Genomic DNA, 15,243 nt, shown 5'->3' on the forward strand with positions numbered 1-15,243 from the left:
GACGTGAAAGAATTCACACCGGCAATGAAGGGTGGTCAATTGTTACTAAATGTAACCTAAGCTTGAGGCAGCTCTAGCGCTATGTAATGTGTTAAATAACGAGTAAACGCTGCATCGTCAATCGCTTGCATCCCCAGCGCGTAAATGCCATCCAGCCCGCAAACCAGGGCAATCAGACGCCAGGCGATATTTTCTGCTGTATCCTGCGGCTTAAATTCACCGGCGTCGGCGCCGCGATTAATCGCCGTTACCGTTTCGTCATGCCACATGCTCATGGTAAGCAGATACGCGGCCTTAATTTCCTCATCGCTATCGGACAAAATCTGCGCTTCCCGCCACAAGCGGATATAGGGCTCTAGACGGCCATCTTCACTGCCGAGTAATGAAAACAGGCGTTCGCTCCAGGAGGCGTCATCGGTCAACAACTGGATATCGAGCATTTCGCGGATCAAGCGGACAAAGGCCTGCGCTTTTAGCTCGCCGGTCGAGGCAAAATGATGATGTAACTGACCTGCGGCGACGCCGGCCTCGCTGGCTATCTGGCGCACGGTCATGGCGCTGAATCCGCCGTTTAGCGCCACCCGCATGGCGGCCTGCATGATAACTTCCCGACGCGCTTCCCGATTTAAGTAGTGCATAGCGACCCGTGACAAAAAGGTGATAGGGCGATGGTAACAAAAAGTTGGACAGACGTTCAACAATCCGGCAGGATCGCAATCCTGGACGCGTGTCCAATTTCGAAAATTGAGGAAAAGTAGTATGTCTCGGCAATGGTTAACGCTGATGGCGATTTTGCTGGTTTATATCCCGGTAGCAATTGACGCAACGGTGCTGCATGTGGCCGCCCCGACGCTCAGCGTCGCGCTTGGCACCAGCGGCAATGAGCTACTGTGGATCATTGATATCTATTCGTTGGTGATGGCCGGTATGGTGCTGCCGATGGGCGCATTAGGCGATAAAATCGGCTTTAAGCGCTTGCTGCTGCTCGGTAGCGCCATTTTCGGCATCGCTTCGCTGTGCGCCGCGCTGTCGCCGTCGGCGATAACGCTGATTATCTCCCGGGCGCTGCTGGCGGTTGGCGCGGCGATGATCGTGCCGGCGACGCTTGCCGGGATCCGCGGCACTTTCGCCGAAGCCAGCCAACGTAACATGGCGCTGGGATTATGGGCCGCCGTGGGCTCCGGCGGCGCGGCATTTGGCCCGCTGGTGGGCGGCATGCTGCTGGAACACTTCTATTGGGGATCTGTTTTCCTGATCAACGTGCCAATCGTGCTGCTGGTCATCGCCATCAACGCTAAGGTCGTGCCCCGTCAGCCCGCACGCCGCGAGCAGCCGCTGAATCTGCCGCAGGCGCTGATCCTGATTGCGGCCATTCTGATGCTGGTATTTAGCGCTAAGTCAGCGTTAAAGGGGCAACTGGCGCTGTGGTTGATTGCGCTGGTGGCCATCGGCGGCGCGGCTATGCTGACCTGGTTTGTCCGCAAGCAGCTGTCGATGCCCACGCCGATGGTGGATATGCGTCTCTTCACCCACCGCATTATTTTGAGCGGGGTGATGATGGCGATGACCGCGCTCATTACGCTGGTCGGTTTTGAATTGCTGATGGCGCAGGAGCTGCAGTTCGTGCATCAGAAAACGCCGTTTGAGGCCGGGCTGTTTATGCTACCGGTGATGGTCGCCAGCGGCTTTAGCGGGCCGATTGCCGGAATGCTGGTGTCGAAACTGGGGCTGCGGCAGGTGGCGACCGGCGGTATGTTGCTGAGCGCTTTAAGCTTTTTAGGACTGTCGATGACCGACTTCAGCACGCAACAGTGGCAGGCGTGGGGGTTAATGACGCTGCTGGGCTTTAGCGCCGCCAGCGCGCTACTGGCGTCAACGTCGGCGATCATGGCGGCGGCGCCGAAAGAAAAGGCTTCGGCGGCAGGCGCCATTGAGACCATGGCCTATGAACTGGGCGCGGGGCTCGGTATTGCGCTGTTCGGCCTGATCCTGACCCGCAGCTACAGTTCGGCGATTGAACTGCCTGCCGGGATTGGCGGTGAAGCAGCGGTACAGGCCTCATCGTCCATCGGCGAGGCGATGAAGGTCGCGCAATCCCTACCTGCGATACCGGCGGATTCACTAATCACGGCGGCGAAAACCGCATTCATCAGCGCTCACAGCATTTCTCTGGCAACGGCTGGCGTTCTGCTGTTGTTACTGGCGCTGGGGATCTGGCGCGGGCTGGCCAATACGCCGGCGCCACGGTAATGTCATAGCTGAAGAGAAAGCTCCATCGCCGCGCGACGCAGCGGCGCCAGGGCTTTCTCCTTCAGCGCCGCGGCGCTCATCGAAGAGGCGGGAACGCCAACGTTGAGCGCTGCCACCACCTGGCCGCTGCGCGACAGCAGCGGTACCGCGAGCGAGCATAATCCAACTTCAATTTGTCGGTCCGCTAGCGCATAGCCCTGCATGCGAACTTTGGCGATTTCCGCGCGCAATGCCGTGGGGTCGCACAGGGTATACGGGGTATAGCGCATAAGATGTGCTCGTGACAGTGTCACTTCAAGTTGTTCTTCTGGCAGCGCGCTCAGCAATACCCGTCCCATTGAAGTCGTCCATGCCGGGAGGCGGCTGCCGCGCCCCAGATCGACGCTCAGTAAGTTATTGACCGCCGCGCGGGCGATATACAGCACGTTGTCGCCATCAAGGGTGGCGGCGGAGCAGCTTTCACCTAACGTCTTACCAAGATTGTCCAGCGCCGTCTGCGCCACCTTCGCCAGCGGGGTTCCCGCCAGATAGGCATGGCCCACTGCCAGCACGCGCGGCAGCAGTTCATAGCTGCGGCCGTCCGGGCTGTGCACCATCCCCAGCGCCGCCAGGGTATACAGGCAGCGGCGCACCGCCGCGCGGGAAATTTGCGTTTTTTGACTTAACTGCGAAATGGTCAGCCGCTGGCGCTGCGGAGTAAAAGCATTGAGCACTTCCAGCCCGCGGGCGAGAGACAGCATAAAATTGGGGTCGTGCTCGGCCTGCCTGGCGCTCAGCGTAGTGTGGGTATTGTCGCTCATTGCATCTTTCTCCGTTGCAACTAAAAGCTCACGGGGCATCACTATACCGCGCGCAAACCAGGGCGCGCCGAATTGTGCCTGTTTTACCACCTCGATCACATTATTAACCGCAATTTAACAAGCGTGCCGATAATCGCACAACATTTCGATTATCGCCGTTGACCATCCGCCAGGCTGGACCCTATTGTCAAAGCACAGACATCCCCGTTATGGATGTGGGTACAAAAAGTTATGCATCTTTCAGGAACAAAAAATGACTGCGACCGTAGAACGCATTGAGAGCTGGTTAGTGGATGTACCGACTATCCGGCCACATAAATTATCGATGACCACCATGGGCTGCCAGACGCTGGTCATCGTGCGCATTACCCGTTCCGATGGCGTATGCGGTATCGGTGAAGCGACGACCATCGGCGGACTGAGCTACGGCGTCGAGAGCCCGGAGGCTATCTCATCGGCCTTGACCCACTATCTGACGCCGCTGCTGAAAGGGCAGCCGGCGGATAACCTGAATGTGCTTACGGCGCGGATGAATAGCGCCATTAAAGGCAATACCTTTGCAAAGTCTGCCATTGAAACCGCCCTCCTTGATGCCCAGGGCAAAGCTTTAGGGCTACCGGTTTCGGCGCTGCTCGGCGGCGCGTTGCAAACGTCGTTGCCGGTGTTGTGGACGTTAGCCAGCGGCGACACCGCAAAAGATATTGCCGAAGGGGAAAAGCTGTTAGCCGAGCGCCGTCATCAGGCATTCAAGCTGAAGATTGGCGCACGGGAATTAGCCACCGACCTCCGCCATACCCGCGCCATTGTCGAAGCCTTAGGCGATCGCGCTAGCATTCGCGTTGACGTTAACCAGGCCTGGGACGCCGCAACCGGCGCGAAAGGCTGCCGCGAGCTGGCGGCGATGGGGGTCGATCTCATCGAACAGCCGGTGAGCGCACAGGATAATGCCGCACTGGTGCGCCTGAGCCAGCAAATCGAGACCGCAATTCTGGCGGATGAAGCGGTCGCGACCGCTTACGATGGTTACCAACTAGCGCAGCAGGGCTTTACCGGCGCTTACGCGCTGAAAATCGCCAAGGCGGGCGGGCCGAATAGCGTGCTGGCGCTGGCCCGCGTCGCGCAGGCGGCGGGGATTGGCCTGTATGGCGGCACGATGCTGGAAGGGACCGTGGGGACCGTCGCTTCTCTGCACGCCTGGTCGACATTGTCGCTGCAGTGGGGAACCGAGATGTTCGGCCCGCTGCTACTCAAAGACGATATCGTCAGCGTACCGCTGACCTTTGCCGACGGTCAGGTGGTGTTGCCGCAAACGCCAGGGCTAGGTGTGGAGCTGGATGAAGACAAGCTGCGCTTCTATTCCCGTAAAGCATAACAGGAGAAAATAATGCTATTTAAAGTTGATATGACCGTTAATATTCCGATCGGTTTTCCCGCCGCCGAGGCGGATGAAATTAAACAACGCGAAAAAGCTTATTCGCAACAATTACAACGTGAAGGCAAATGGCGACATATCTGGCGCGTCGCCGGTCTTTACGCCAATGTCAGCATTTTCGATGTAAAAGATGCCGAAGAGTTGCATCAAATTTTAATGGGATTGCCGCTGTATCCATTTATGGATATTCGCGTAGAGGCGCTGTGCCGTCATCCCTCGTCGATTCGTGAAGACGATAGCTAATAATAATAACCCATGACCTCATGCCGGGGTCACCCGGCAAATATCCTACAACGATAAGAGAGAATAATTATGAGTAATGCTTTCGTACAACAAGAAGCCGTGCAGAAATTATTACGTGAAGGCGCGGGGTTAAATGTTCCTGGCGGCAACGAACGCTTTAAAGCCATTGTCCACCGTTTGCTGGAAAATATCTGCACGCTGATCGATGACTATAACGTCACAGAAGAAGAGTTCTGGCACGCGGTAAACTATTTGCACGAGCTGGGTGGGCGCCAGGAAGCGGCGCTGCTGGCGGCAGGGCTAGGCCTTGAGCATTTCCTCGACCTGCGTCAGGACGCTATCGACGCGGCGGCACATCGTGAAACCGGCACCCCGCGCACCATCGAAGGGCCGCTGTATGTAGCCAATGCGCCGCTGGCCGACAGCCATGCCCGCATGGATGATGGCACCGATGCCGGCGAAGTGATGTGGCTGCACGGCCAGGTTAAAGATAGCCAGGGCCAGCCGATCGCTAATGCCATCGTTGATATCTGGCATGCCAATACTCTGGGTAATTATTCGTTCTTCGATCAGAGTCAGAGCGACTACAACCTGCGTCGTCGTATCCGCACCGGTGCCGATGGCCGTTACAGCGTACGCAGCATCATGCCGTCAGGCTACGGTTGTCCGCCGGATGGACCGACGCAGAAACTTCTGGACCAACTGGGTCGCCACGGCAACCGTCCGGCGCATATTCACTTCTTCGTCTCCGCGCCGGGCCATAAACATCTGACCAGCCAGATCAATCTCAGCGGCGACAAATACCTGTGGGATGATTTTGCCTTTGCCACCCGCGATGGTCTGATTGCTGACCCGGTGAAAGTGAGCGACCGCCAGACGATTGCACAGCGTGAACTGGACGGAGAACACACTGAAGTGCGCTTTGATTTCACCCTCTGTAAAGCGCTGAGCCCCGACGAAGAGCACCGCGGCACCCGTCTGCGCGCCAAAGAGTAATCTGCTTTAGCGGCCCCGGCTACGCTGCTGGCCCGGGCCGCGCTCTGCACCCGATAGTCACCACATTCGCCAAATATCTTTAATCCTGAATCCTGCAGGAGGAGTTAACTCATGCAAAAAACGCTATCAGCGCTTAAAGACAAAATTAACAACGCGTTAATTGTCGACCGTGAAAATCATATTTACCGTTGCCACCGTTCTATATTTACCGACCAGCAGTTATTTGATTTTGAAATGAAACATATCTTCGAAGGTAATTGGGTTTTTCTTGCCCATGAAAGTCAAATTGCCGAACCGGGAGACTATTATACCCTGACACTGGGACGGCAGCCGGTTATTATTACTCGCGATAAAAAGAATGAATTGCATGCATTAATTAATAGCTGTGCCCACCGCGGCGCCATGTTATGCCGACGCAAAACCGGGAATAAAAATTCGTTCACCTGTCCGTTCCACGGCTGGACCTTCAGCAATAACGGTAAATTATTAAAAGCCAAAGATGAGAACACCGGTGCCTATCCCGATACCTTCAAACATGAAGGGTCTCACGATTTGCAAAAACTGCCGCGTTTTCAGTCTTACCGCGGCTTCTTATTCGGTAGCCTCAATGCGGACGTGCAGCCGCTGGAGGCGTATCTCGGCGAAACCCGCAAAATCATCGATCTGATCGTCGATCAGGCGCCGGAAGGGCTGGAAGTGCTGAAGGGCTCGTCGAGCTATGTTTACGAAGGCAACTGGAAGCTGGGCGCGGAGAACGGCGCCGATGGTTATCATGTCAGCGTGGTGCACTGGAACTACGCCTCTACCATGTCACGCCGCAACTATGAAGCGGAAGGGACGCATGCGGTTGACGCCAACGGTTGGTCAAAGAGCGTCGGCGGCGGCTACGGTTTTGACAATGGTCACATGTTGCTGTGGACCCGGGCGCTGAACCCGGAAGTGCGCCCGGTCTATGCCCACCGCGAGCGTCTGCAGGCGGAGTTCGGTGAACTGCGCGCCGACCAGATGGTTAACGAAACCCGCAATCTGTGCCTTTATCCCAACGTCTACCTGATGGATCAGTTCTCTACCCAGATCCGCGTGATCCGCCCGATTGCGGTCGATAAAACCGAAGTCACTATCTGGTGTTTTGCGCCGAAAGGGGAATCCGACCAGGCGCGGGCGTTACGCATCCGCCAGTACGAGGATTTCTTTAACGTCAGCGGAATGGGGACGCCGGACGATCTGGAAGAGTTCAGCGCCTGTCAGCGCGGCTATCTTGGCGAAAATCTGCCATGGAGCGACCTCAGCCGCGGCGCGCTACGTTGGGTCGACGGCCCGGATGAACACGCCAGGCACGCGGGCTTTACGCCGCGGCTAAGCGGGGTGAAATCGGAAGATGAAGCGCTGTATATCGCTCATCACCACCACTGGCAAACGGTCATGCTGGCGGCGCTGGAACAGGAACAGCAGCATTACGACCAGTCCATTACCCAGCGCGTGGAGGTGGCCTGATGTTGAATCTCGAACAAGTTCGCCAGTTTCTCTATTACGAAGCCCGTCTGTTAGATGACCGTCAGTGGGATGAGTGGCTGAGCTGTTACAGCCCGCAGGTGGTCTACTGGATGCCGGCATGGGGCGACGATGATCAGCTGACGCGCGACCCGCAAAAAGAGATTTCCCTTATCTACTACCCCAACAGGGAAGGACTGGAGGATCGTGTCTACCGTATTAAAACCGAACGTTCCGGCGCCAGCACGCCGGAGCCGCGTACCACGCACATTATCAGCAATGTCGAGCTGATGGGCGAGAGCGATGAGGGGCTTGCGGTGCGCTACAACTGGGTCACCTGGAGCCATCGCTATCAACACACGGATGCCTATTTTGGCTCTACCTGCTGCACGCTAATTGAGCAGGACGGCAGGCCGCAGATCGTTCGTAAAACGGTACGCCTGAATAACGACTATATCCGTCAGGTTATCGACGTGTACCACATTTAAGAGGCGCTTATGACTTTTAATATTGCTCTTAATTTTGAGGACGGCATTACCCGCTTTATTCAATGCAATGCTGAGGAGAAAGTACTGGATGCGGCCTATCGCCAGAAGGTAAACCTGCCGATGGACTGTTCGGACGGCGTTTGCGGCACCTGCAAATGCCATTGCGCCAGCGGTGAATACGATTTGGGTGAAGATTATCTCGACGAGGCGTTAAGCGATGACGAAGCGCAGGCTCGCCAGGTGCTGACCTGCCAGATGGTACCGACCAGCGATTGTGTGATCGATGTGCCGGTGGCCGCCGCGCAGTGTAAAATCGCGTTGACCAACACCGGGGCGCAGGTGCGACAGGTGAATTTACTGTCCGATACCGCCATCGAACTGGTGGTCGCGCTGGATGAGCCGATGGCTTTTCTACCGGGGCAGTACATCAACATTCAGGTACCGGGCACGCCTCATGTGCGCGCCTACTCATTCAGCTCGCTACCGGGTTCTCTCGAAGGGCGCTTCCTGATCCGTAACGTGCCTGGCGGCATGATGAGCCAGTGGTTAACCCAGCAGGCGCGGCCCGGAGATCGTCTGACTCTCAGCGGCCCCATGGGCAGCTTCTATTTACGCAGCGGCGAACGCCCGCTGCTCATGCTGGCGGGCGGCACCGGGCTGGCGCCGCTGCTGTCCATGTTACACACCCTGCAGACACAAGGTAGCCCGCGTTCGGTGACATTACTGTACGGGGTGACCCGTGACGACGATCTGGTGAAAACCGACGCGCTGGATGCGTTTAACCAGCAACTGACGGGATATCGCTGGCTGCCGGTGGTGGCGGATGAAAGCAGTTCCTGCCCGCAGCGCGGCTTTGTGACTGAACATCTTGACGATGCCATGCTGAATAACGGCGACGTCGACATCTATCTTTGCGGACCGCCGCCGATGGTGAATGCGGTCGCCACGGCGCTGCGCGAAAGAGGAATTTCCCCGGCAGGGTTCTGGTATGAGAAATTTATCGCCAGCCAGAGCGCGGCGGCATAAGGAGACATGATGCGTTTTACCGATAAAGTCGTCGCTATTACCGGCGCGGCGCAGGGCATTGGTCGCCAGACCGCGGAACAGGCGGCAACTGAAGGCGCCGCCCTATTGCTGATTGACCGCTCGCCTTACGTGCACGAACTGGCTGCCGTTTTAGCCCAGACCGGAAGCCAGGTACTGGCGCTGGAGGCTGACCTTGAGCAGTGGCAGAGTACCGAACAGGCGTTTGCCGCCGGGGTCGCGCATTTCGGCCGGCTCGACGTGCTCATCAACAACGTCGGCGGCACCATCTGGGCGCGACCTTTCGCCGAGTATCAGCCAGAACAAATTGAGAAAGAGATCCGCCGCTCGCTGTTCCCTACCTTGTGGGGCTGCCGCGCGGCGCTCCCCTGGATGCTGAAGCAGGGGAAAGGCAGCATCGTCAATATCTCGTCGGTGGCGACGGCAGGGGTGAACCGGGTGCCATACTCGGCGGCGAAAGGCGGCGTTAACGCGCTGACCCGGTCGATTGCTATGGAGTACAGCGGCAGCGGCATTCGGATTAACGCCGTCGCGCCGGGCGGCACGGAGGCGCCGCCGCGCCTGACGCCGCGCAACGATGAGCAGCCGAGCGAGCAGGAAAAGGCGTGGTATCAGCAGGTTGTCGATCAGACGGTGGAGAGCAGCCTGATGCATCGTTACGGCACGCTGGCGGAACAGGCGAATGCGATCCTGTTTCTCGCCAGCGATGAGGCCAGCTATATCACCGGCGTAACGATACCGGTGGCGGGCGGCGATCTCGGCTAGCGGCGGGTGGCATACCAGCAGAGCAGGGAGCCGAGACACACCATCCCGGCTCCCTGCCAGAAGGACCATGAGAGCGTGGCGCTGAGCAGTACTGCCGCCAGTGCGGAGGAGAGTACCGGCGTGAAGTACGAGGCCGCCGCCAGCAGGCTGACGTTGCCGTGCAGGATGCCAACGTTCCACGCCGCGTAGGCCAGCCCCAGCGCCACGGAGACCGTAATCAGCTTAATGACTACCGGCCAGCTAAACTGCATCGGCGGCTGCGTGCTGGCCAAAAACTTCAGCCACAGGGTCAGCGCCGTTAATAAGACGAAGAGGGTAATGCCATTTTTGCCTTTGGCATACTTCGCGGTCACCGTGCAGTAAGCTGCCCAGATAAATGCGCCGATAAATGCCAGAAAGTAGCTCAGCGGGCTCGAAATGACGTTATTGATAATTTCACTGAGGTTGAGTCCGTGCTCGCCGCCGAGCACCCAGCTCACGCCGAACAGCGCCAGTAGTAAGCCGGGGATCACCAGCCAGCTGCTTTTCTGACCGTTAAAAAGAATGGCGAATAAAATAGTCAGGCTGGGCCACAGGTAATTGACCATCCCCACTTCAATGGCCTGCTGGCGGGTGGCGGCGAAACCCAGCGACAGGGCGAGGCAGATCTCATAGCTAACAAACAGCACGCTGCCGGCCAACAGATAGCGGCGCGGGATTTGGCGCAGGTTGGGAAAGCCGACGGTAAAAATGAGCAGCAGGCCGCTAAGGCTATAAATCATCGCCGCGCCGCCGACAGCGCCTAGCCCTTCGCTGACGCCGCGGATCAAACCGACCATCGTGCTCCATAATATAATGGCGGCGAAGCCGATTGACGTCGCTCTCTTTTTTTCCATGTTTAACCTGATAGTGACTCACACGCAGCCAGAATTTATAACATCTTTTCGCTCCCGGCGGTCGATCTTTTCCGTAGCGCATAACTCTTTGGGGTTAGTCAAACTCGCTAGCGCTGACTCTTTAGGGGGCGAGCGTTGGCGACCTTGATTTGACGCAATAAAAAAAGGGACATTGCTGTTAGTTTCCTCCGCGCGATGAACACACATCCTGCATGGAGGAATCAATGGACGTCAGCCGCAGAAAGTTTTTTAAAATCTGCGCAGGCGGTATGGCCGGAACAACAGCTGCCGCACTGGGCTTCGCCCCAAAAATGGCGCTGGCTCAGGCACGCAATTTCAAATTGCTGCGCGCAAAAGAGATCCGCAACACCTGCACTTACTGCTCCGTGGGCTGCGGGCTATTAATGTATAGCCTGGGCGACGGCGCGAAAAACGCCAAAGAAGCGATTTATCATATCGAAGGGGATCCGGATCATCCGGTAAGCCGCGGCGCGCTGTGCCCGAAAGGCGCCGGTCTGCTGGACTACGTCCACAGCGAAAATCGCCTGCGTTATCCGCAATACCGCGCTCCGGGCTCGGATAAATGGCAGCGCATCTCCTGGGATGAAGCTTTTAACCGCATCGCCAAACTGATGAAAGCCGACCGCGACGCCAACTTTATTGAAAAGAACGAGCAGGGCGTGACGGTTAACCGCTGGCTTTCCACCGGGATGCTGTGCGCCTCGGCGGCGAGTAATGAGACCGGCATGCTGACGCAAAAATTTGTGCGCTCGCTCGGCATGCTGGCGGTAGACAACCAGGCGCGCGTCTGACACGGACCAACGGTAGCAAGTCTTGCTCCAACATTTGGTCGCGGTGCGATGACCAACCACTGGGTTGATATCAAAAACGCTAACGTCGTGATGGTGATGGGCGGCAACGCCGCGGAAGCGCATCCGGTGGGATTCCGCTGGGCGATGGAAGCGAAGAACAATAACGATGCCACGCTTATCGTTGTCGACCCACGCTTTACGCGTACCGCGTCGGTGGCCGATATCTATGCGCCGATTCGTTCCGGTACCGACATTACGTTCCTGTCGGGCGTGCTGCGCTACCTGATCGAAAATAATAAGATCAATGCCGAGTACGTAAAGCATTACACCAATGCCAGCCTGCTGGTACGGGATGATTTTACCTTCGAAGATGGCCTGTTCAGCGGCTACGATGCGGAAAAGCGCCAGTATGATAAATCGTCCTGGAACTACCAGTTCGATGAAAATGGCTACGCGAAACGCGATGAAACGCTCTCCCATCCGCGCTGCGTGTGGAATCTGCTCAAGCAGCACGTTTCCCGCTACACCCCGGAAGTGGTCGAAAATATCTGCGGTACGCCGAAAGAAGACTTCCTCAAAGTGTGCGAGGTACTGGCTTCAACCAGCGTCGCGGATCGCACCACCACCTTCCTGTATGCGCTGGGCTGGACGCAGCACACCGTCGGCGCGCAGAACATCCGCACCATGGCGATGATCCAGCTGCTGCTCGGCAACATGGGTATGGCAGGCGGCGGCGTCAACGCGCTGCGCGGACACTCCAATATTCAGGGTCTGACCGATTTGGGCCTGTTGTCGACCAGCCTGCCGGGTTATTTGACGCTGCCGTCCGATAAACAGAGCGATCTGCAAAGTTATCTTAGCGCCAACACGCCGAAAGCGACGCTGGCCGACCAGGTGAACTACTGGAGCAACTACCCGAAATTCTTCGTCAGCCTGATGAAATCGTTCTACGGCGATGCGGCGCAGAAAGAGAACGACTGGGGCTTCAACTGGTTGCCGAAATGGGATCAGGCTTACGACGTTATCAAGTACTTCAATATGATGGATAACGGCAAAGTCACCGGCTATATCTGCCAGGGCTTCAACCCGGTTGCGTCCTTCCCGGACAAAAACAAAGTGGTTCGTAGCCTCAGTAAGCTGAAATATATGGTGGTTATCGACCCGCTGGTGACCGAAACTTCGACCTTCTGGCAGAACCACGGCGAGTCCAATGATGTCGACCCGTCGGCTATTCAGACCGAAGTCTTCCGTCTGCCGTCGACCTGCTTTGCCGAAGAGGATGGCTCGATCGCCAACTCCGGTCGCTGGCTGCAGTGGCACTGGAAAGGCCAGGACGCGCCGGGCGAAGCACGCAACGATGGCGAAATTCTTGCCGGGATCTATCACCGTCTACGTGAGCTGTACCGTCGCGAAGGCGGTAAGGGAGCGGAACCGCTGCTGAAAATGAGCTGGAGCTATAAGCAGCCAGATCATCCGGAATCGGAAGAAGTAGCAAAAGAGAACAACGGCTACGCGCTGGCGGATCTCTACGATGGCAATGGGGTGCTGCTGGCGAAAAAAGGACAGTTGCTGAATAGCTTCGCGTTACTGCGCGATGACGGCAGCACCGCGTCATCTTGCTGGATCTACACCGGCTGCTGGACCGAGCAGGGTAACCAGATGGCGAATCGCGATAACGCCGATCCTTCTGGGCTTGGCAATACGCTGGGATGGGCCTGGGCCTGGCCGCTCAATCGCCGCGTGTTGTATAACCGCGCATCAGCTGACATTAACGGCAAGCCGTGGGATGCGAAGCGGATGCTGATCCAGTGGAACGGCAGTAAGTGGGTCGGTAATGATATTCCGGACTTCAATACCGCGCCGCCGGGGAGCAACACCGGGCCGTTTATTATGCAGCAAGAGGGGCTTGGGCGCCTGTTTGCGCTCGATAAACTGGCGGAAGGGCCGTTCCCGGAACACTACGAGCCGATGGAAACGCCGCTTGGCACCAACCCGCTGCACCCCAATGTGGTCTCAAGCCCGGTGGTGCGTTTGTATGAAGATGACGCCCTTCGCCTGGGTAAGAAGGATAAGTTCCCGTATGTCGGTACTACCTATCGTCTGACCGAACACTTCCATACCTGGACCAAACATGCGCTGCTTAACGCAATTGCGCAGCCGGAACAGTTTGTCGAAATCAGCGAAGGGTTGGCGAAAAGCAAAGGTATCGTTAACGGCGATTGGGTGAAAGTCAGCAGCAAGCGCGGGTTTATTCGCGCGGTTGCCGTGGTGACCCGCCGACTGCGCACGCTGAACGTCAACGGGCAGCAGGTAGAAACCGTCGGTATCCCGCTGCACTGGGGCTTTGAAGGCGTGGCCCGTAAAGGCTATATCGCCAACACCCTGACGCCTAATGTCGGCGATTCCAACTCGCAAACGCCGGAGTATAAGGCGTTTCTGGTCAACATCGAGAAAGCGTAAGGAGCGATTAAATGGCGATGGAAACACAAGACATTATTAAACGCTCCGCGACCAACCCGATAACTCCCGCGCCACGCGCGCGGGACTATAAGGCCGAAGTCGCCAAGCTTATCGATGTCTCCTCCTGCGTAGGCTGTAAAGCCTGCCAGGTGGCCTGTTCCGAGTGGAATAACATTCGTGATGAAGTGGGGCACTGCGTCGGCGTGTACGACAACCCGGCGGACCTCAGCGCTAAATCCTGGACGGTAATGCGCTTTAGCGAGACCGAACAGAACGGCAAGCTGGAGTGGCTTATCCGCAAAGATGGCTGCATGCACTGCGAAGAGCCGGGCTGCCTGAAAGCCTGCCCGTCCGCCGGGGCGATCATTCAGTACGCCAACGGCATTGTCGATTTTCAGCAGGAAAACTGCATCGGCTGCGGTTACTGCATAGCAGGGTGCCCGTTTAATATCCCGCGCCTCAATAAAGAGGATAACCGGGTCTATAAATGCACGCTGTGTGTGGATCGGGTCAGCGTTGGTCAGGAACCGGCCTGCGTGAAAACCTGTCCTACCGGCGCTATCCACTTCGGCACGAAAAAAGAGATGCTGGAAGTGGCGCAGGAGCGGGTGGATAAGCTGAAAAAACGCGGTTATGCCAATGCCGGGATTTACAACCCGCAGGGCGTTGGCGGCACCCACGTGATGTACGTACTGCATCATGCCGACCAGCCGGAGCTGTATCACAAGCTGCCGAAGGAGCCGCAGATCGACACCAGTATCAATCTATGGAAGGGGGCGCTGAAACCGCTGTCGGCGGCGGGCTTTATCGCTACCTTTGCTGGGCTGATTTATCACTACATTGGTATCGGGCCGAACAAGGAAGTTGACGATGACGAGGAGGAACACGATGAGTAAATCGAAAATGATAGTGCGCACCAAATTCATCGACCGCGCCTGTCACTGGACGGTGGTTATCTGTTTCTTCCTGGTGGCGCTGTCGGGGATTTCGTTTTTCTTCCCGACGCTACAATGGTTGACGGAAACCTTCGGCACCCCGCAGATGGGGCGTATCCTGCATCCGTTTTTCGGTGTGCTGATTTTTGTCGCGCTGATGTTTATGTTTGTGCGTTTTGTCCACCACAATATCCCTGATAAACAGGATATCCCCTGGCTGAAAGGCATTGTGGAGGTTCTGAAAGGCAATGAACATAAGGTCGCGCGCGTCGGTAAATATAACGCCGGGCAGAAGATGATGTTCTGGACCATTATGAGCATGATTTTTGTGCTGCTGGTGACCGGGGTGATTATCTGGCGCCCGTATTTTGCGGACTATTTCCCGATTCCGGTTATCCGTTACAGTCTGCTGATACACGCCACTTCGGCGATTATCCTGATCCACGCGATCCTCATCCATATGTATATGGCATTCTGGGTGAAAGGGTCGATTAAAGGCATGATCGAAGGCAAGGTCAGCCGCCGTTGGGCGAAGAAACATCACCCGCGCTGGTATCGCGATGTCGAACGCCTGGAAGCGCAAAAAGAGAGCCGTGAGGGAATGAAGTAAGCCTTTACGGGGGAAACCCGCTCCGAAGATATCGGGGCGGGC

Annotated in this window: 13 protein-coding genes and 1 pseudogene; 11 read left to right on the forward strand and 3 right to left on the reverse strand. The window is 57.0% G+C overall.

Annotation, left to right across the window (positions count from 1 at the left end; all coding sequences use genetic code 11):
• Positions 1-56 precede the first annotated feature (56 nt).
• Positions 57-638, reverse strand: coding sequence for a TetR family transcriptional regulator (locus PGQ95_RS07160; protein ID WP_087859567.1), 582 nt, complete (start codon positions 636-638; stop codon positions 57-59).
• 121 nt (positions 639-759) lie between these two features.
• On the opposite strand from PGQ95_RS07160, the gene PGQ95_RS07165 reads away from it, so the two are divergent.
• Complete coding sequence (locus tag PGQ95_RS07165; RefSeq protein ID WP_430917477.1) at positions 760-2,250, forward strand: MFS transporter; 1,491 nt, start codon at positions 760-762, stop codon at positions 2,248-2,250.
• A gap of 2 nt (positions 2,251-2,252) precedes the next feature.
• On the opposite strand, the gene PGQ95_RS07170 is transcribed toward PGQ95_RS07165, so the two are convergent.
• Complete coding sequence (locus PGQ95_RS07170) at positions 2,253-3,089, reverse strand: IclR family transcriptional regulator domain-containing protein (RefSeq protein ID WP_162750138.1); 837 nt, start codon at positions 3,087-3,089, stop codon at positions 2,253-2,255.
• Between the two features lie 170 nt (positions 3,090-3,259).
• Here PGQ95_RS07170 and PGQ95_RS07175 point away from each other — a divergent pair.
• The 7 genes and pseudogenes from PGQ95_RS07175 to PGQ95_RS07205 all read left to right on the forward strand — a co-directional run bounded on the left by PGQ95_RS07175 (position 3,260) and on the right by PGQ95_RS07205 (position 9,509).
• Positions 3,260-4,422, forward strand: a pseudogene (locus PGQ95_RS07175) (muconate cycloisomerase family protein).
• Between the two features lie 12 nt (positions 4,423-4,434).
• Entirely contained in the window at positions 4,435-4,725 is a 291-nt protein-coding gene (catC, locus tag PGQ95_RS07180) for a muconolactone Delta-isomerase (protein WP_015366454.1), read from the forward strand.
• Between the two features lie 69 nt (positions 4,726-4,794).
• Positions 4,795-5,721 (forward strand): catechol 1,2-dioxygenase, encoded by a 927-nt coding sequence (gene catA, locus PGQ95_RS07185; RefSeq protein WP_087859571.1) that lies wholly within the window; start codon positions 4,795-4,797, stop codon positions 5,719-5,721.
• Positions 5,722-5,832: 111 nt separating this feature from the next.
• The gene (locus PGQ95_RS07190) at positions 5,833-7,215 is read left to right on the forward strand and encodes a Rieske 2Fe-2S domain-containing protein (protein WP_430917480.1); all 1,383 of its coding nucleotides are present in this window, start codon (positions 5,833-5,835) and stop codon (positions 7,213-7,215) included.
• On the forward strand, positions 7,215-7,700 hold the full coding sequence (gene benB, locus PGQ95_RS07195) for a benzoate 1,2-dioxygenase small subunit (protein ID WP_015366457.1): 486 nt from the start codon (positions 7,215-7,217) through the stop codon (positions 7,698-7,700). Before PGQ95_RS07190 ends, benB begins: the two co-directional genes overlap by 1 nt.
• Positions 7,701-7,709: 9 nt before the next feature.
• The gene (gene benC, locus PGQ95_RS07200) at positions 7,710-8,726 is read left to right on the forward strand and encodes a benzoate 1,2-dioxygenase electron transfer component BenC (protein ID WP_430917482.1); all 1,017 of its coding nucleotides are present in this window, start codon (positions 7,710-7,712) and stop codon (positions 8,724-8,726) included.
• Positions 8,727-8,735: 9 nt separating this feature from the next.
• A complete protein-coding gene (locus tag PGQ95_RS07205) occupies positions 8,736-9,509 on the forward strand; it encodes a 1,6-dihydroxycyclohexa-2,4-diene-1-carboxylate dehydrogenase (RefSeq protein WP_430917736.1) in 774 nt (257 codons plus the stop codon).
• On the opposite strand, the gene yddG is transcribed toward PGQ95_RS07205, so the two are convergent.
• Positions 9,506-10,384: an aromatic amino acid DMT transporter YddG gene (yddG, locus tag PGQ95_RS07210; protein WP_087859576.1), complete on the reverse strand. Its 879-nt coding sequence runs from the start codon at positions 10,382-10,384 to the stop codon at positions 9,506-9,508. The genes PGQ95_RS07205 and yddG overlap by 4 nt on opposite strands.
• Before the next feature lie 224 nt (positions 10,385-10,608).
• Between yddG and fdnG the strand changes: the two genes are divergently transcribed.
• From fdnG to fdnI, 3 genes are read left to right on the forward strand one after another with little or no spacing between them, the layout of a single operon-like run.
• Positions 10,609-13,656: a formate dehydrogenase-N subunit alpha gene (gene fdnG, locus PGQ95_RS07215; RefSeq protein WP_430917484.1), complete on the forward strand. Its 3,048-nt coding sequence runs from the start codon at positions 10,609-10,611 to the stop codon at positions 13,654-13,656.
• Between the two features lie 11 nt (positions 13,657-13,667).
• Positions 13,668-14,552: a formate dehydrogenase subunit beta gene (fdxH, locus tag PGQ95_RS07220; RefSeq protein ID WP_430917486.1), complete on the forward strand. Its 885-nt coding sequence runs from the start codon at positions 13,668-13,670 to the stop codon at positions 14,550-14,552.
• Positions 14,545-15,201, forward strand: a complete 657-nt coding sequence (gene fdnI, locus PGQ95_RS07225; RefSeq protein WP_087859580.1) for a formate dehydrogenase-N subunit gamma — start codon at positions 14,545-14,547, stop codon at positions 15,199-15,201. Before fdxH ends, fdnI begins: the two co-directional genes overlap by 8 nt.
• Positions 15,202-15,243: the final 42 nt, after the last annotated feature.

The sequence above is a fragment of the Klebsiella sp. 141240 genome (assembly GCF_050600805.1).
In the GTDB taxonomy this organism is placed as follows: Bacteria; Pseudomonadota; Gammaproteobacteria; order Enterobacterales; family Enterobacteriaceae; genus Klebsiella; species Klebsiella aerogenes.